The organism is Chryseotalea sp. WA131a, from assembly GCA_025370075.1.
In the GTDB taxonomy this organism is placed as follows: domain Bacteria; phylum Bacteroidota; class Bacteroidia; order Cytophagales; family Cyclobacteriaceae; genus ELB16-189.
In genome coordinates this window covers 792,815-809,856 of sequence record CP073016.1, presented here as the reverse complement: position 1 = coordinate 809,856, position 17,042 = coordinate 792,815, and the positions used below count along the sequence as shown (strand labels likewise).

Annotated in this window: 14 protein-coding genes; 3 read left to right on the top strand and 11 right to left on the bottom strand. The window is 42.0% G+C overall.

The genetic code is table 11. The features are described from left to right. Window positions 1-3 precede the first annotated feature (3 nt). Together KA713_03730 and KA713_03725 are read right to left on the bottom strand one after the other, a co-directional pair. Window positions 4-702 (bottom strand): WbqC family protein, encoded by a 699-nt coding sequence (locus KA713_03730; protein UXE67725.1) that lies wholly within the window; start codon window positions 700-702, stop codon window positions 4-6. A 106-nt stretch (window positions 703-808) separates the two neighbouring features. Then, window positions 809-3,091 (bottom strand): glycoside hydrolase family 65 protein, encoded by a 2,283-nt coding sequence (locus KA713_03725; protein UXE67724.1) that lies wholly within the window; start codon window positions 3,089-3,091, stop codon window positions 809-811. A gap of 576 nt (window positions 3,092-3,667) precedes the next feature. On the opposite strand from KA713_03725, the gene KA713_03720 reads away from it, so the two are divergent. From KA713_03720 to KA713_03710, 3 genes are all read left to right on the top strand, one after another. Further along, the gene (locus KA713_03720) at window positions 3,668-5,236 is read left to right on the top strand and encodes an SAM-dependent DNA methyltransferase (GenBank protein ID UXE67723.1); all 1,569 of its coding nucleotides are present in this window, start codon (window positions 3,668-3,670) and stop codon (window positions 5,234-5,236) included. A 173-nt stretch (window positions 5,237-5,409) separates the two neighbouring features. Beyond that, on the top strand, window positions 5,410-6,258 hold the full coding sequence (dinD, locus tag KA713_03715; GenBank protein UXE67722.1) for a DNA damage-inducible protein D: 849 nt from the start codon (window positions 5,410-5,412) through the stop codon (window positions 6,256-6,258). Continuing rightward, entirely contained in the window at window positions 6,258-6,956 is a 699-nt protein-coding gene (locus KA713_03710; GenBank protein UXE67721.1) for a restriction endonuclease subunit S, read from the top strand. Before dinD ends, KA713_03710 begins: the two co-directional genes overlap by 1 nt. Here the strand turns inward: KA713_03710 and KA713_03705 are convergent. The 9 genes from KA713_03705 to KA713_03665 form a co-directional block, all read right to left on the bottom strand. Next, window positions 6,943-7,779: a hypothetical protein gene (locus KA713_03705; protein UXE67720.1), complete on the bottom strand. Its 837-nt coding sequence runs from the start codon at window positions 7,777-7,779 to the stop codon at window positions 6,943-6,945. The genes KA713_03710 and KA713_03705 overlap by 14 nt on opposite strands. Before the next feature lie 3 nt (window positions 7,780-7,782). Next, complete coding sequence (locus tag KA713_03700; GenBank protein ID UXE67719.1) at window positions 7,783-8,172, bottom strand: biopolymer transporter ExbD; 390 nt, start codon at window positions 8,170-8,172, stop codon at window positions 7,783-7,785. 72 nt (window positions 8,173-8,244) lie between these two features. Beyond that, on the bottom strand, window positions 8,245-8,907 hold the full coding sequence (locus tag KA713_03695) for a MotA/TolQ/ExbB proton channel family protein (GenBank protein UXE67718.1): 663 nt from the start codon (window positions 8,905-8,907) through the stop codon (window positions 8,245-8,247). A gap of 139 nt (window positions 8,908-9,046) precedes the next feature. Then, window positions 9,047-9,781, bottom strand: coding sequence for a hypothetical protein (locus KA713_03690; GenBank protein UXE67717.1), 735 nt, complete (start codon window positions 9,779-9,781; stop codon window positions 9,047-9,049). Window positions 9,782-9,843: 62 nt separating this feature from the next. Then, window positions 9,844-11,583, bottom strand: coding sequence for a hypothetical protein (locus tag KA713_03685; GenBank protein ID UXE67716.1), 1,740 nt, complete (start codon window positions 11,581-11,583; stop codon window positions 9,844-9,846). Then, window positions 11,570-14,758: a tetratricopeptide repeat protein gene (locus tag KA713_03680; GenBank protein ID UXE67715.1), complete on the bottom strand. Its 3,189-nt coding sequence runs from the start codon at window positions 14,756-14,758 to the stop codon at window positions 11,570-11,572. The genes KA713_03685 and KA713_03680 overlap by 14 nt, the downstream gene beginning before the upstream one ends. A gap of 76 nt (window positions 14,759-14,834) precedes the next feature. Further along, a complete protein-coding gene (holA, locus tag KA713_03675; GenBank protein ID UXE67714.1) occupies window positions 14,835-15,857 on the bottom strand; it encodes a DNA polymerase III subunit delta in 1,023 nt (340 codons plus the stop codon). Between the two features lie 113 nt (window positions 15,858-15,970). After that, window positions 15,971-16,483 carry a rhomboid family intramembrane serine protease gene (locus KA713_03670; protein ID UXE69016.1) on the bottom strand — a complete coding sequence of 171 codons (513 nt, stop codon included), beginning with the start codon at window positions 16,481-16,483 and terminating at the stop codon, window positions 15,971-15,973. A 74-nt stretch (window positions 16,484-16,557) separates the two neighbouring features. Continuing rightward, on the bottom strand, window positions 16,558-17,019 hold the full coding sequence (locus KA713_03665) for a hypothetical protein (protein UXE67713.1): 462 nt from the start codon (window positions 17,017-17,019) through the stop codon (window positions 16,558-16,560). Window positions 17,020-17,042 lie beyond the last annotated feature (23 nt).

The window sequence follows — 17,042 nt, the reverse complement described above, 5'->3', positions numbered from 1 at the left end:
CTTTTACGAATTAAAAGTAAGAAGATATTTCTTCGCATCCTTCCCCTCGTTAAAAATCAAATCCAAAACGGACACCCCGTGAGCAAATTCGCCATGTAGTTGCCGATAAGGTTGATATCCGTTATAACTCATCCACTCTACTTCAATACCTTTCACCTTAAACATTTCTTCGTTCAGATAGTCTTTGGCCGCTGGGCCGGATACATAACAATCTGCCTTTAACTGCTGGCAAATATCCAAAAGCCGCGTTGATTTCTCATCAGAAACCACAAAGTCATGTGACCAAAAAACAGGTGTATCGATTTCTAAAATTGAATTAATCAACTTTATAAAAAAATAATTAATTTTACTCAAAGATTTTTCGTGGAGCTGTAAATAAGCTTCTTCGATCAATTGACCAAACTCTTTGAAGCAAGGGGCTTTTGAATAGGCTTGCTTAATTCTGTTCCAATGGTCTTTTGGCCACTGCTCGTCAGCTACCATCACCTCATTGATTTTTATTTCAAATTGGCCTTTTACATCAACCGGTATCGTAAGCCATTTCAACCCTTGCGGGCTTTTAATAAGGTTACGGTTTCGCCAATCCCTGCGTGTGTACTGCACATCATCGAGCAACACAAAAGCATCTACCTTTTTTATGATATCAAAATACCCCTTCCACGGAATGTAGTTCGACTGAATAATGGCAACCTTTTTAGACATTACTTTGTAGGCATTGGGCACTAGGGGTTAGGACTTAGGACTTAGGAATTAGGGCTTGGCAACATTCACAAATCAAAAATCCTTTTTTACTCGAATGATTTAGTAGCTACGAAAGCTTCACCTTATTTCCGTTCAATACAATCTCAATGGGCTCACCAGATTCTAAAATGGTTTCTGTTTTTTCCTTTGAAATTTTTACGTTGATTACGCGCCCCCTAAAATCTATTCGGAAGGAATAACTTTTCCATTGGTCAGGTATGAAAGGCGTAAAGTGAAGTGTTCCATCTTTTACCCGCATGCCTCCGAACCCCTTGGTCACGCTCATCCATGTGCCCGCCATGCTGGTGATGTGGCAACCGTCTTCTGTATCGTTATTGTAATCGTCAAGGTCCAAGCGAGCCGTGCGTAAATACATTTCATATCCCTTTTCTTTATAGCCCAATTTTGAGGCGAGTATCACGTGTACGCAAGGCGAAAGTGACGACTCATGCACTGTCATCGGTTCGTAGAAATCAAAATTGCGTTTGATTTGGTCTAGGCTAAAATCATCTTCAAACAAGTACATGCACTGCAACACATCTGCCTGCTTGATAAAGCATGAGCGCAAAATGCGGTCCCACGACCATTTCTGATTCAACGGGCGGTCTTCAGGTTTTAAATCCGTTACTTTCAAAAGTTCTTTATCTAAGAAACCATCTTGTTGCAGATAAATGCCGCGCTGTACATCTTCACCGTAGTACATCTTAGTAGCAATGTCTTTCCACTTCGCAGCCTCTGCCGATTCATTGAATTTTGTTTTGGCAACAATTTCATCCAATCGCTTTGCATCAGACTTTCTTACCTGCTCGATGGCCCAAAGCGAATACTTCAACGTCCACGCACCGAGGTAATTGGTGTACCAATTATTGTTCACGTTGTTTTCATATTCATTTGGCCCCGTTACGCCCAAGATTACATATTTGTTTTTATCTGACGACCAATTGACACGCTGCGCCCAAAAACGTGAAATGCCAATCAACACTTCCAGTCCAAACTGATTTAGGTAATTCACATCACCTGTGTAATCGATGTAATCTCGAATTGCATACGCCATCGCGCTAGTACGGTGAATTTCTTCGAACGTAATTTCCCACTCGTTGTGACACTCCTCACCATTCATGGTTACAAAGGGGTAGAAGGCTGCTCCATCTTTAAAGCCAAGTTTCTTACCGTTTTCAATCGCTTTGGGGAGATGTTTGTAGCGATAAACCAACAAATTACGGGCTACTTTAGGATCGGATGTCCCTAAGTAAAAAGGCAAGCAATAGGCTTCGGTATCCCAGTACGTGCTGCCACCGTATTTCTCACCTGTAAAACCTTTGGGTCCAATGTTCAATCGAGCGTCATCGCCAGTGTAGGTTTGCATCAATTGAAAGATATTGAACCGGATGCCTTGTTGCGCGGCTACATCGCCATCAATGGTGATGTCGCACTTTTTCCAAATATTTTCCCAAACGGCTACGTGTTCGGCAAACGATTTATCATACCCTTTTAATGAAACAGCATTCAGCTTTTTCTTGGCATTGTCTTGTATTTTCTTTTTGGAATGATTCTCTGATGAAAGCACCGCAGCATATTTATAGATAACCGTTTCAATGCCCTTCTTCAATACCGTCACCACTACATTGTCGGCATACTTTTCGCGCTTGTTGGCCTTCACAGTCACTTTTGCTTTTTTTCCATCCGTGTGAATGGCGAAGGTTGTGGCCATGGTTACGTGAAACAATGTTTTTCTCGTTTCGGCTGTTACCAAGGCCAACCCCGCTTTTGCTTCTTTCGAAACTTCATTCCAAAATTTTTCATCGTAGTTAGAGTCTTTGTTTACAACATCGGCATCAACCGAAAGGGTGATGGTGGCATTGGCCGTGAAATTGATCGGAGTAATCGCATATCGGATTGCCCCCACTTCCCCATCGGCCATGCTACAAAACCGTTTAGCATCTACTTTTAGTTTTTTGCCATCGGGCAAAGTGGCAGTAAACGTTCGGTGCAAAAGTCCTTGCTGCATATCCAGCACGCGCTTGAAATTACTGACTTTGCATTTATCGAAATCCAATTCATTTTTACCGATTTTAATTTGGATGCCAATCCAGCTAGGGGCATTCAATACTTTGGCAAAATATTCGGGGTAGCCATTTTTCCACCAGCCCACACGTGTCTTGTCTGGATAGTAAACACCGGCCACATACGTTCCTTGGTGCGTATCGCCTGAATAGCGTTCTTCAAAATTGGCACGCTGCCCCATTCGGCCATTTCCGAGGCTGAACAAACTTTCAGAAATGCGGTTGAGATGGCTATCGAAACCCTCTTCGACAATGTGCCAAGGGTGATACTTGATGTAGTTCTTCATACTCGTTGTTGTACGTTTGACGCGAAAGGTTAGAAAGGTCAAATATTGCAAACTTTGGAGTATTGTTCAAATGCATAAGGAGAGTTTTTGAGCTTAGAAAAGTTTGTATTGGGGCAATCCTTTAGATGAATGCGCTTTTTGTATTGCTATTGATTTTGAGATGGTTATGACGAATTATATTCAGTTGTTCTTGGACTACATGGGACAATGAAAGAAAAATCTGCACAACTCCACGACCGAGGAATATTTGACGCGTACAGACAAATTCATTCTAGTTACGTGGACAAGTGAATGGCTTCGGGAGAACCTGAGAATTAGAACGGAGAACTTTAAAAATACAGCCGACCCTTCGCATTTTTAAAAAGATTGTGCTCCGAATTACCCCCCGCGCTTTTGGCACATGCCATAGCCCTGCCTACCGGCAGGTGTACAAACCCACCGCGACACCAAACCTGTCCCGTCTTTTAACGGGAGCTATGGCAAGAGCCAAATCCCCACCCGCCAACAACCCGAAAAAGCGGTTATTATACTCAAATTTGCGTATTTTGTCAGCTTAACTTTTTGAGCAACGATTTAATGACCGAGAACCACGAATTAGAAAAGAAACTCTGGACAGCAGCCGACAAACTCCGGAACAACATGGATGCTGCCGAGTACAAGCACGTTGCACTGGGACTCATCTTCCTTAAATATATCTCTGACGCTTTTGACGAACTCTATCAAAAATTAGAAGGAGAGAAGAAGAAAACAGGAGCAGACCCCGAAGACAAAGATGAATACACAGCCGAACGAGTTTTCTACGTCCCTCCATCCGCTCGCTGGAAATGGTTACAAGGCAGAGCAAAATTACCAACCATTGGCAAGGACATTGACGATGCAATGGATTCTATTGAAAAGGATAATCCTACGCTCAAAGGTGTTTTACCTAAAGACTATGGTCGACCAGCACTCGATAAGCAACGATTAGGTGAACTCACTGACTTAATCGGCTCAATTACATTGAGCAAAAATGGAAATGGTAAAGGCAAACCTGCCCGTCCGGGAGGCGGGGACGTCTTAGGTTTTGTATTCGAATACTTCCTTGGTCAGTTTGCTGATGCCGAAGGCAAGAAAGGCGGACAGTTTTACACACCACAAAGTATTGTAAAACTTTTAGTTGAAATGCTTGCACCTGAACCTGAGAAGCGCGTCTATGACGGTTGCTGCGGAAGCGGTGGAATGTTTGTACAAAGCGAAAGGTTTATTGAATTGCACGAACACCGTAAAGGAAAGATTTCAGTTTACGGCCAAGAAAGCAACCCAACAACATTCCGGCTGGCTAAAATGAATTTGGCTATTCGCGGCATTGATGCAAAAATTGAGTTGGGTGACACATTGATGAACGACAAATTTCCAGAATTGAAAGTTGATTACATTATTGCCAATCCTCCTTTCAATGTTAGTGACTACAACATTAACAAAGCTGAAACGCATAAATGGAAATATGGAATTCCACCAACTGGGAACGCCAACTATGCGTGGCTCCAACATTTCATAAGTAAACTTGCTCCAAACGGAACAGCAGGTATTGTTTTGGCGAACGGAAGTATGAGCAGTGATACTTCCACGGAAGGGCAAATAAGAAAAGAATTGATTGAGAATGATTTAGTGGATTGTATGGTGACTCTCCCACCTCAATTATTTTACAATACGCAGATTCCAGCTTGCTTATGGTTTCTTTCAAGAAATAAAACCAATAGCAAATTCAGAAACCGCAGCAATGAAATCCTGTTTATTGATGCCCGTGAAATTGGTTCGATGATTAGCCGGAAACAAAAGGAGTTGAATGATGCTGACATTCTGAAAATTGCAAACATCTATCATCAATGGAGGGCGCTCCCCTCTCCCCGTGGAGAGGGGCCGGGGGTGAGGTACAAAGACATTCCTGGTTTGTGCAAATCGGCCAACGTTGAAGAAATACGCAAGAACAATTATGTGCTGACTCCCGGACGTTATATTGACTTTAAAGAAGTTAAAGAAGACAAAAAGGGATTTGATAAAAAGATGAAAAGTTTAACAGCCACATTAGCCGAGCAAATGGAGAAGGCTGGTAAGTTGGACAAGGAAATAAAGAAGAACTTAATGAAGATTGGTTATGAGTTCTGAATTACGCAGCCAGTGGTTGCGTAAATGCAAAGGGATTTGCGCAGGTGCGCCCTGCGTAATTGTGCAGCCGATAGTAGCACAATTACAACCATTTTGCTGATGTCTGGAAAATGGTAAACCTATTGAATTATATACGTTCTTGACAATGCAGATAACTAAACAGAAACACGAACATGGCAAATGAATTATCTAAACCAGGTTCCTCGCTCTTTGAGCAAATAAAAAGGGTGGATGATAAAGGAAACGAATATTGGACAGCCCGTGATATGGCCAAAGTGCTTGAATACTCGGAGTACAGGCATTTCCAGCCAGTAATTGTTAAAGCCAAAGAGGCCAGTAAAAACAGTGGCCACAAGTCAGAAGATCATTTCGAGGATATCCTCGATATGATCGAAATAGGTAAGGGTGGCCAACGTGGAGTAGAGAATATAAAACTCTCGCGCTACGCCTGTTACCTCATTGTACAAAATGCCGACCCCTCTAAAGAAGTGGTGGCCTTGGGGCAAACGTACTTTGCTGTGCAAACCCGCCTGCGCGAAATACAGCAGATGGACCAGTATAACCGCCTGAGCACGGAAGATGAAAAGCGATTATTTCTGCGCAACGAAATGGCCAAGCACAATACGCAACTGGCGGCAGCAGCAAAAAACGCGGGCGTAACGGGTTCTCTTGATTATGCCATCTTTCAAAACCACGGCTACATGGGTTTGTATGGCGGGCTTGATGCCAAAGGCATTCACAAAAGAAAAGGCCTGAAAAAATCACAGCAGATACTCGACCACATGGGCAGCACCGAACTGGCCGCTAACCTTTTCCGTGCTACGCAAACCGAAGAGAAACTACGCAGAGAAAACATAAAGGGAAAACAGAAAGCCAACCAAACCCATTATGAAGTGGGCAAGAAAGTGCGGCAAACCATTAAAGACATTGGAGGCACAATGCCTGAAAACCTGCCCGTAGCCGATAGTATTAAAAAAGTTGAAAGTAAGGGCAAACCGAAATTGAAAAAGAAAAAGGACTAATGCCTAAGAATTGGAAAACATATAAGCTTAGCGAAGTAGCTGAAATTAAATATGGGAAGGATCACAAGCTACTTTCTGATGGCGACATCCCTGTTTTCGGTTCAGGTGGAATCATGCGATATGCTGACAAAGCCATCTATGATAAGGAGTCGATACTAATTCCAAGGAAGGGTACATTGAGCAATCTATTTTATCTTGACAAACCCTTTTGGTCTGTAGACACAATGTTCTACACGAAAATAAGTGAAGGCACTTCGGGCAAATTTCTTTACTACTTATTAAAGAACTTGAATTTAGCCTCAATGAATGTTGGCTCAGCAGTTCCAAGTTTAACAACAGAGGTTCTAAATAAGGTGGAAATAAATTTGCCAGATTTGAAATCGCAAAAACAAATCGCCTCCATCCTTTCCAGTTTAGACAACAAAATAGAACTCAACCTGCAAATGAACCAAACCCTTGAAGCAATGGCGCATGCTATTTTTAGGGAATGGTTCGTAAATTTCAAGTATCCTAACTCAACCGGAAAATTGCTAAATGGCTTACCAAAAGGCTGGAAGAAATACAACCTGACAGAGCTACTTGACACCATTTCATCCACTCACAAATTTCCGAAGGGTAAAGCAATCTTTCTAACCTGCTACTTTAAAAGAACACTCACTAAATTTAGCAATTACAATTTTTTGGCTACTTGGTCTTGAGCAAAAAGACCACCTTGCCTTTTGATCGCTCAGGGGCTTTGCCACCCGATGTGCGAACAAGCGAGTTTTTCCGAATCTCATCCTTAAGCAATTGCTCTGCTTTTGGGCTGAGGCCTCGCTCCACGGTGGTAATTTTTACAATCTCTCCGTCTTCGTCACACTCAATTTCAAAGACAATTCTTCCGTCCGCATTATCGGGAAGTTGTGGAATTTTTGGTTCTTCAGCCCACGTCCAACCTGACATAGCTAAATCCATTCCCTTTCCTATTCTTCCACCACCAGGAGTTCCATAATAAGCATTCGCATCTGGCTTTCCTTGAGGATCACCTTTATCCCCTGTCTTTCCTTTATCATCGCCTTGGCTGGGTACATCTTTTCCCTTTTTCGTTTCTACTACTTTGGCGGCTTCGGCCACTTCTTTCTTTACCTCTTTCGTTTCTTTTGGTTTTGTTTCAGCTACCTTTTCTACAGGTTTCTCCTTTACCGTCTCTTTCTTTTCTTCTTTCACCACCACAGGACTTTCCACCTTCGATACAATTTGCTCATCGGGTTGTTGCTTATCTTTTATAACTTCTTCCGGCTGCGCTTCCTCTGGTTTTACTTCCTCAACAGGATTTTCTGTGCCCGGTTGGTCATCAGGTTGAATATCGCCACCTCCTTCCGTATCCAATCCAATATTGATCTCGATACCATATTCAGGAATCGGTGGATTGGGCGCGCGCCATGCCATCAGAAATAAAAAAGCCAGTAACAACGCACTGTGTATTCCTACGGAAGTAAGGAAGGCAATGCGATTATTTTTCTTTTCAGTCTGTTTTGACATTTCTTATTTCGGTTTGGTGGCAATCGAAACTTTAGCTTCTAACGCTGTAGCAATACCCGCTACAAAAACCATTTCACGTGTTGGCACACTTTCGTCAATGTGAAGCACTACTACCCCCTTGGGGCCACCCAATTTACTTTTCAACTCAGCCTCCAAAGTGGACTTCGTCACTTTTTTGTCGTTCACAAAAAATTGCAAATCTTTTGTTACTGTGATGGACACTTTTTGTACTTCAATGGTACTGGGCTTGCTGGTGGGCAAGTTGACTGGCAAACCAGATGGAGTTACGAATGAGGAAGTGAGCATGAAGAAAATCAACAACAAGAAAATCAAATCCGTCATGGAAGCCATGCTAAAGGCCGCGTCTATTTTATTTCGTGATTGTAAATTCATTTCTTAGATTTATGATGTATAATTTAAGATTTAAGATTTTTGATACTTGCTAAGTCCCAATCCCCGTAGTGCCTATCTCGGTTCTTGTAACAAGTCAATAAACTCAATGGCCGAGTACTCCATTTTATGAACCACCTTAGAAACGCGTGTAACCAAGTAATTGTACCCGAGGTAAGCAATAATACCAACCACCAAACCCGCCACAGTGGTAATCATGGCCGTATAAATTCCATCAGCTAACAACTTAGGACTAACAGAGCCTTCTTCTTGTGCGATGGATATAAACGCTTGCACCATGCCGATCACCGTGCCTAAGAAACCCATCATTGGGGCAGCACCCGCTACCGTTGCCAATACCGAAAGATTCTTCTCTAATTTGAACAATTCAATTTTAGCCACATTCTCGATAGAGGCTTCAATGTTCTTTAATGGGCTACCAATCCGGGCTACACCCTTTTCAATCATCCGTGCCACGGGTGTATCGTGTTGCGAGCACACCATCTTGGCAGAATTGATATCGCCTTTCAATACCAGTTCTTTGATTTTTCCCATAAAGGCATCCGGGCTTTCATTGGCACGATTGATGGTCAGTACGCGCTCAACAAAAATGTAAATAGCTACCAACGATGACAGTGCAATGGGTATCATCAATGGTCCTCCCGCCAATGTCAAATCCCAAACGGAAATGGCGGTATCAGTGGTTTGTGGGGTGTTTACAATTTGTGCTAACAACATGTGTAGACAGTTTAAAAAAAAATAAAGAAATCTTATGGCCGATTGATACAAATACGAAGTCGTTTTGTCAACATCATCATAACGTATCAATCAACGCTGAGCCTATAAAACAATTATCAGCCTAGACGCAAAAAATCAATTAATACTTAATTACCCACACGGCACTTCCATATTCTGCCTTGGCCGCATCTGCCGCTATTTGCCCCTCGGCAAAAGTGTCATGATCAGAAATGGCAATGCGGTTGAATTTCCATTTTCCAAAAGGTGGAATGATTTTACTACCCACTCCCTTGGCACTCAACTTCTTGGCATAATCCATTACCAAGTCGGCATCCACTGCGCTGGCCACCACTACATAGTAGCGGCCAGTAGGTGCTGTCAATGATTCCACTGCACCTTCGGCTGGCGTTGCTTTGGCTGCCGCTTCTTCTGCCTCTCGCTTTCTTCGCTCTTCCTCTTCTTGTGCTAACCTGGCCGCTTCCTCTTTTATTTTTAGATCTTTCTCTTGCTTGGCCAGTTGCTCAATCCGATCCTTTTCTGCGTTGTTTGGTTTGATTACGTAGTGATAAGTTAAATATACCGCTAAGGAAAAAATCAAAACGATAATAATACCAATAACAAGGGGTGCTTTTGATTTTGGTTCCTCGACTGCTGCCGAATAGTGAGTTTGGTTCGGCTCTTTTTGCGATATGGTTGATTCAATTTCTTCTGTTGAGGCAGCTTCTGTAAATTCAGTTAACGCTGACGATTCCTCGACAGCGGGCGGCTTGGTTTCGTCCAACGGGGTCAATGGTTTATAATCAAGATCAGGCAAACCGAAATTGTCTTCGTTCTGCTTTTCTATATTTAGATCATCTTGTTCTTTAAAGGCCATAGATTTGGGTAGTTAGAGCTATTATTACTTACAAATAACGCAATTTCTTTTAAATATGCTACCTAAAAACTTAAACTGGCACCTACCATGGCCTGAAACCCGCGTGCAGGATAGTACAGATACAGTTGGTAATTGTTGTTTAAAATATTGTTAAAAGACGCAAAGGCCGAAAACTGATTTGATACTAAATAAGTGGCTTTCGCATTTAAATCAAAAGCCGAAGGAATATCTACCACACTGCGAGCAATAGAAGATAGAGGTGGTTCGTACCCTAGCCCCTTCATGCCGCCTTGGCCAATCATATTAATATCAAAAACCAATTTGTTATAGAGATTGAATGTAGAATTAAAACTTACTCGGTAGGTTGGGCGATGAAAGGCCGTGATAACTTTGTCTGTGGAATACCCAAAATAATCTGCACGCAAAACTAATTTGACTGATCGTGCTGATGAGTACCCCAACTCACCAAAAAGATTGGTTCGTTTTACGTTCCCTTCATCATAAACCACATCGAACTTTTCTGGATTGACGAAGTCATTTTGATAAAAGTACAAGTTCTTTAAATTTGAAATGGATAACCCCGCGTGATAAGCCAACTTACCTGAAAATTTTCCTTGAAGGCCACCCAACAATTCAATAGAGCGATTGGTGTTATTCAGGCCAACATTTTCATTGATCCAGGTGTTTTCTCGCGAAAGCGAATGCAACGAAACCCGATCGATGTCTCCAGTGAGTGCTCCATATACTTGAACCCCTTCTGAAAGTGTGTAGTTGGCTTGCACGTTTGGATAGAAACGAAATGATTTTTCGGTGCCGAGCGTATCGTTTTCAAAAGCGGTATTAAACCCAATAGATAGGTCTAGGTTTTCGATTGGCGAAAAGCGATACGATGGTTTAATTTTAAAAACATGGCGCACTCTGGAAACCACATTTTCTCCTTTTCGATGCATCAAAAAATAATCGGCATCTACAATTATCTTTTTGCCTTCATTAATATTGTAATTACTTGTAAAGTTGAGACTTATTTCATTTTCCGAGGAGCTAAAATTATCTTTCAAATAACTAAAGCCGCCTTTCAATCCGTAATTAAAATCTGATTTATTGGCGTTGGCAATATCGGCACCCAAACTAAACGTTGAGTAGCTCTGCTGGGCGGCATTGCCTGTGTAAACCGAGGGCACGGTGCCATAAAATTTGTTTGATTGATTTTCAAAAGCTAAAAAACCACCAGCCGATATGTTGGAGGTCATGATTTTGCCAAAAGCCTTTAGTTGTGTTCGACCACTGGCTGAATTACCCTCACCTATTGGGCCACTACCAAAACTATGGTGGAACAATTTTAACCCATAGAATTTATTCTTGTCTCGCTTGTTGGTGAGGTAGGCTTCCAAATAAGGAGATACATAATTTCCGAAACCGGCACTGATGTAGTTGCCGTAGATTTTGGAGATAGGCTCTGCCTTGAGTTTCATCGGGCGAACAGCCGGATTATAATCCGGTGTGCTAAATGAAAGGTTCTTAAAATTATAAACAATCTCTGGTTTAATTGGCTCAGCCGGGCGAGGCGGCACTTTACCAAAATTGCGGTTGGCCTGCGGTAATTTTATTTCACGATACTTTACAATCTCGTATTCTACTTTTTGGATTTCTCCTTGGTCTTGGGCGATTGTTGCAAATGATAGCAGTAGAAAAAAAGTAGCCAATAGGCAGTAGGCAGTAGGCAGTCCTTTTGCCGAAAACCCCCAATGCCTAATGCCCAATGCCCTATTATACCCTATGCCTATTTTATTAATTGCCATCATCGAGTGAATCTGCTTTTAATGATTGTGTCCTTTTGATTTCTGCGGCTTCTATCTTATTCAATTTTTCGCGGGCTTGTGCCTTTACATTCTCTTGTGGAAAGCTGCTAATGAGTGAATTTAGGGCAGCCTTCGCATTAAACGAATCGCCTTGTGCCAAGTAATTATCCGCCAACAGCAAATACGATTTGCCAACCCAATCGGTGTAGGAAGCAAAGTCTGTATTTAAACTTACCAGCGTGGCATAGCATTGCTTGTAATCTTTGGTTTGATAGAAAATGTCGCCCAACTCATACTTGGCCTCCGCACCATATTCATCTTGCGCAGAGTTTATCGTATTGATAAACTCATCTTTGGCTGATTCAAAATCCCCTTTGGCCTTGGCAATCTTGCCCAAGAATAAAACCGCTTTGTTTGAGGACCCTGCATTTACACTTCCCTTTTCCAAAATCGATTCGGCATACTTTTTTGAAGAATCATACTGCGCTAAATGATAATGCGACTCCATTAACCCGTTCCAAGCACTGTACTGTTCTTTTTTGTTAGCGGCTACACGTGCCAATTTTTGAAAATGCGGAATGGCCAACTCATACTTGGCTTGCTTAAACTCAATATCGGCCATGCGACCCGTTACCCGATTGGCAAATGGAAACGATTGATCGGGTGAAAGATCGGTATAAATCGCTAGCGCCTTGGCCAATTCTTTGGTTCGGTAATACGATTCAGCTTGATAATATTTTGCATCGGCCAGCCGTGGGCTTTGCGGATAATTGCTAATGTATGCACCAAACCTAACAATGGCTTTGCTGTAATCTTCATTGAAGTATAAATTCTTGGCCGTCTCAAACTCTACCGATTCAATTCCTTTCGCATCGGGGCTGGCCTTCTTTACCAACTCGAAGTTTTGATCAAACTCTGCCGAGCGACCTGCCAAGTTTAGTGACTCTTGCAAAGGCAACAACACATCTTTGGCAGCAGGGTGATTTGGATAATTTTTAATCGCACTGATGTAGTCGTCCGATGTTTTATTATAATCTTTTAAATTAAAATACGATGCCGCTCTGCGCGTGTAGGCATAAGGCGTAAACTTAGAGGTTGGGTACGATGCAATCAATTTAGAATACCCTTCCACCGCAGTAGCATACTTGCCTTGCTCAAAATCCAATTGCGAGCGTTGAAAATAAGCCTCATCTATTAAACTTGATTGTGGATAATTTTTGATGACCAACGTTAGCTCATTCGAAGCTTCGGCATATTGTTGTTGGATTCCTAATATAATACCAACCTGCAAATGCGCATAATCATTATCAGAAGAATTGAATCCAATGGCCTTTCGATAATTGGTAAGCGCCTCGTTGTAAGCTTTTGAAACATAGTAACAATCGGCCAGGCGCAACGCACCATCTGCTAAATTAGGCTGCCCTTTCGGGGATTTATTGACGAACTCCTTGAAGTTGAAAAGTGCTTTATCGTACTGCTCGAGATTATAAAAACAATAGCCGAGTCCATATCGTACTTTCATCAGAAGGTCAACGTTCTTAAACCCGTCCAATTCTACAATCCGCAAATACGATGCAGATGCCTCGTTGTATTTTTTATTGATCGATAGTGCTTCGCCATTCCAAAAACTTGCTTCGGCCACATAATCCAGATCGACCGGGTACTTCAGCGATCGCTCAAAAAATTCACCCGCCTGCAAATAATCTTCTTTGTTAAACAGATCCAAGCCCTTTAGCATAGTGGCCTTTTGATAAGCACGCTCCACCGCTACGCTTCGGGTTGGCAGCGATTCAATGTATTCAATCGCTTTGTTAAAATTGTTGGCATTCACATACGCTTGTGAAAGCAACTCTTTGATTTCGGTGATATGCACACTTCCCGGAAATCCTTTCAACATCTTTTCAAATTCAACAATGGCTTGATCGGATCGGCCCATATCGTAGGATACCTTGGCGTACATAAACGATGATTCTTCTACCAATTGTTTATCCGAAAAGTACTTTCTGGCAATATCAAAACTGGCCAGCGCCATCGGCTTTTGGTTTTGCTTGAGATATAATGAACCCAAATAATAAGCGGAATAACACCCAACCGAATCTTTGCCGGTGAAGGATTTCTTGAGATAGGTAATGGCTTGTGTATCTTGATTCAATACAAAGGCAGCATAACCCGCCCGCAGCAATACGCCTTTGTCGGCAGTCTCTTCTTTGCCCTTTAAATACTGGTTATAACCTTCCAGGGCATTCTTATAATCCTTCTTTTTGTAATACGCTTCCGCGGAAAGCAGGGCAATCTCATCTCCATTCGTTAGTCCTTCCGTTGATTTAAGTGCAGCAGTATAAGCCAAGAGTTCATCATAACTTTTCTTTTTATAATAGACATTGACGATGAGGTAAGGAACCACTTTGGCGTAGGATTCATTCTTCTCCGCTCGTTTTAAATCTGTTAACGAATTGTCGAAATCCGCTTGGCCATATTCCACAAAACCAGCATAGTAACTCGCGGCAGGCCCATATTGTCCGCCCTGTGATTTGATGGCATTGAATTGCTCAAGAGATTCTTTCAATAACTTCTGCGTAAACAAACTATAGCCCCAGCGAAATCTCCCCGTATTTTGTTGTTCAGCCGTCATTTCAGAAAAACCAACTTTTCCAAAATAGATAGCTGATTTTTTATAGTTCTTTTCATTGTAGAAGAAATTGGCCAGATCGAAATTGGCCAGCACGGCTTTGGGATGTGCTGGGTGTTTAACAATAAAGTTGCTAAACAATTTTTCGGCATCGGTGTGAAACAGATTGAGTGCACAAAAGGCCACATAATACTCAGCGTCAATTGTTTTTATATCGCTGGCCGGATGCAATGAAATATACTCCGAAAAATTTTCAAGCGCGGCCCCAAACTGACTTCGGTCCATCAGTTCAATCCCCTTCTTGTAAAAATGCTCTTCTTTTTGCTGAGTCAGTAACTCTTGCGAATATAGCTTGGCAGGCAGGCCGCTAAGCGCCAACGCCACGCATGCAACATAAATTTTGATCATGCCACTTTTTCTAACAAAACTTGGTAAGACATCTGTTATTGCAGACAATCGTTTAAAAAATATCATTTGCGCAAAAAATAGTTTAGAACCACACGCACCCAAAAATACAAATTTGAAATCAATGTTTGTATAGAGAAACATGAAGAAAGTTTAAATGAAATAAGCCTTAAAGTGTTGCTTGAACTTGCTTCATTTGCTCGAAAAATCTCTTCAACTATCAGATAATCAACTGAAACACCAACTCCTTCAAAATCTCGCTTTCATCTTCGCTGCCCACGTTCACACCTTTCAATTTCAGATCGGTTGATTTCAATAGAGAGATATTTCGAATGACTTGGTTGACTGAAAATCGCTGTAAAGCAAAGCTGTAATCTTTTGCAGCAAACGGGCTGATTTTTAATGCTGTAACAAGGCCACGTTCGCTCTTATCTGCAGTGCCATGTGCCGCTAGTACTTTACTGAAAAACGAAAACAAGTAAGCCACCATTGGGATGATGGGGTTCTTTTTGAGGTTGCCCTCAAAATAATGAACAATTTTGGCAAGCTTGTAAACATCGCGTTGAAGCAATGCCTTTTGCAATTCGAAAATGTTATACTCGCGGCTAATGCCCACTTGTGCCATCACTTTGGTGGTGGTAATTGATTCTCCTTTTTCAGCACTGATCAACACCTTATCGATTTCGTTGGCAACTCTATTCAAATCGGTGCCCACATACTCTGCCAATACTTGCACGGCATCGGCATCTATCTTACAACCTTTCTCCTTTACATAGCTTGAAATAAAATCAGGCAACTGATTGTCGTATATTTTTTTGAAAGTGGCGGCACCCGGAAGCTTATCGAGTTTTTTGCCCAACTCCTTGCGCTTGTCCAATGTTTTGTGTTTGTGGCAAAGCACTAAAATGGTGGAAGGCACTGGTCGAGAGACGTAATCTAAAAGCAACTTAGCACCCGCTTCTTTTTGCAGATCTGGAATATCTTGGGCTTCGCGCACAATCACCACTTGGCGTTCGGCCATCATGGGAAAGCGTTTGGCATTGGTGAGTATCACATTTACCGGAGCATCTTTGCCGTACAGCACCACTTGGTTAAAAGACTTCTCCGATTCATTTAAAACGTGGGCTTCAATATAATTGGCAATCAAATCGATATAGAAGGTCTCTTCGCCTTGCAAAACGTAAACAGGCTCGTACTTTCTAGCCTTTAAATTATCCAGTATCGATTTAGCTGCTGCGTCCATTTAGGGAGTGGTTATTGGTTCATTAGGGAAAGGGGATTGGGGCTTAGGACTAAGTGATGTGGTAATCAGGCATTCTCAAATCTAACATCTCAAATCTTAAATCTAACATCCCTTTAGTTATATCGAATCCTTTTTTTATCTGCCAAGTTAAAGGCTGTAACCACACCAACCAAGGCACCTGCCAAATGAGATTCCCACGATACGTACGGATCGGTTGGCAACACACCATAGAAGATTCCACCATAGGCGATCACCACCCCAATCGAAATCAGCAACGACAAAAAATCTTGTCGCAGAAAGCCAAACATAATAAGAAACGCAGCCAATGAATAGATCAACCCGCTGGCACCAATATGATAGGATGGCCGAGGGCTAAAAATCCAAACCAATAGATTGGTAACAAAGTAGCCACGAAAAAAAACAATGCGGCCAATGCGGTCATAAAAGAAAAAGAGCAACGTGCCTAAAAACAGTAGCGGGAAGGTATTGGAAAGCAGGTGCAGGTAATTTCCGTGCACCATGGGTGCTGTAAAAATGCCAACCAAACCCCACAAACTGCGCGGCTTGATGCCCAAAAAACCAAGATTGATGTGTAGAAAAAGCTCAACGGTGAAGGTGAGCCACATGATAAATACCAATTGAAACGGAAGTGCCGAACTGGTGTAAACACTTTTTGATTTGGGCATGAACTTCTTTATAACTAGACAGGCTCGTCAATCATCGGCAAGGTAATAAACTTTGCCTCTTCCGCTCCTATCGAATTAAGTCCAAGCAGCCCGCCCGATGATTGCGCTACCTTGTGGGCTATCTCGCGCAAGCTTTTGTAAAATTCACGGGCAAGGCTAGGTTCTATCTTTTTAAGAATCGCACTTAACTGAGAAAGTTCTTTAACAATTGCAGGATTTCGGTCAGTAGCCCTTGGCGGGAAACCTTGAATCAACACCTTCAATTTATCTTCAAAATCTTCGGCCATCAATCGATAACATTCCGTAAGCCTGGATTTTGATTTGAGTTGTTTTTCTTGGGTGACTGCAATCGCCTTTTTGATTTCTTTTCTTTCAATTTGGTCATCTGCACCGGCAATCAGAATACAAACCAATAATGGGGCTTTCAAAACAAGCTCTGTTTCTTGATTGTTCAGTTTATAAAATTCGTTTACCATATCGGAATAGAATTCTAAATTTG

Bases quoted from the DNA above. Each gene is read 5' to 3' on its own strand.
- KA713_03730 (UXE67725.1), bottom strand. From the start codon at position 702: ATGTCTAAAAAGGTTGCCATTATTCAGTCGAACTACATTCCGTGGAAG.
- KA713_03680 (UXE67715.1), bottom strand. From the start codon at position 14,758: ATGTTTCTCTATACAAACATTGATTTCAAATTTGTATTTTTGGGTGCG.
- KA713_03725 (UXE67724.1), bottom strand. From the start codon at position 3,091: ATGAAGAACTACATCAAGTATCACCCTTGGCACATTGTCGAAGAGGGT.
- KA713_03665 (UXE67713.1), bottom strand. From the start codon at position 17,019: ATGGTAAACGAATTTTATAAACTGAACAATCAAGAAACAGAGCTTGTT.
- KA713_03670 (UXE69016.1), bottom strand. From the start codon at position 16,483: ATGTGGCTCACCTTCACCGTTGAGCTTTTTCTACACATCAATCTTGGT.
- KA713_03720 (UXE67723.1), top strand. From the start codon at position 3,668: ATGACCGAGAACCACGAATTAGAAAAGAAACTCTGGACAGCAGCCGAC.
- holA (UXE67714.1), bottom strand. From the start codon at position 15,857: ATGGACGCAGCAGCTAAATCGATACTGGATAATTTAAAGGCTAGAAAG.
- KA713_03685 (UXE67716.1), bottom strand. From the start codon at position 11,583: ATGATGGCAATTAATAAAATAGGCATAGGGTATAATAGGGCATTGGGC.
- KA713_03705 (UXE67720.1), bottom strand. From the start codon at position 7,779: ATGTCAAAACAGACTGAAAAGAAAAATAATCGCATTGCCTTCCTTACT.
- KA713_03695 (UXE67718.1), bottom strand. From the start codon at position 8,907: ATGTTGTTAGCACAAATTGTAAACACCCCACAAACCACTGATACCGCC.
- KA713_03710 (UXE67721.1), top strand. From the start codon at position 6,258: ATGCCTAAGAATTGGAAAACATATAAGCTTAGCGAAGTAGCTGAAATT.
- KA713_03690 (UXE67717.1), bottom strand. From the start codon at position 9,781: ATGGCCTTTAAAGAACAAGATGATCTAAATATAGAAAAGCAGAACGAA.
- dinD (UXE67722.1), top strand. From the start codon at position 5,410: ATGGCAAATGAATTATCTAAACCAGGTTCCTCGCTCTTTGAGCAAATA.
- KA713_03700 (UXE67719.1), bottom strand. From the start codon at position 8,172: ATGAATTTACAATCACGAAATAAAATAGACGCGGCCTTTAGCATGGCT.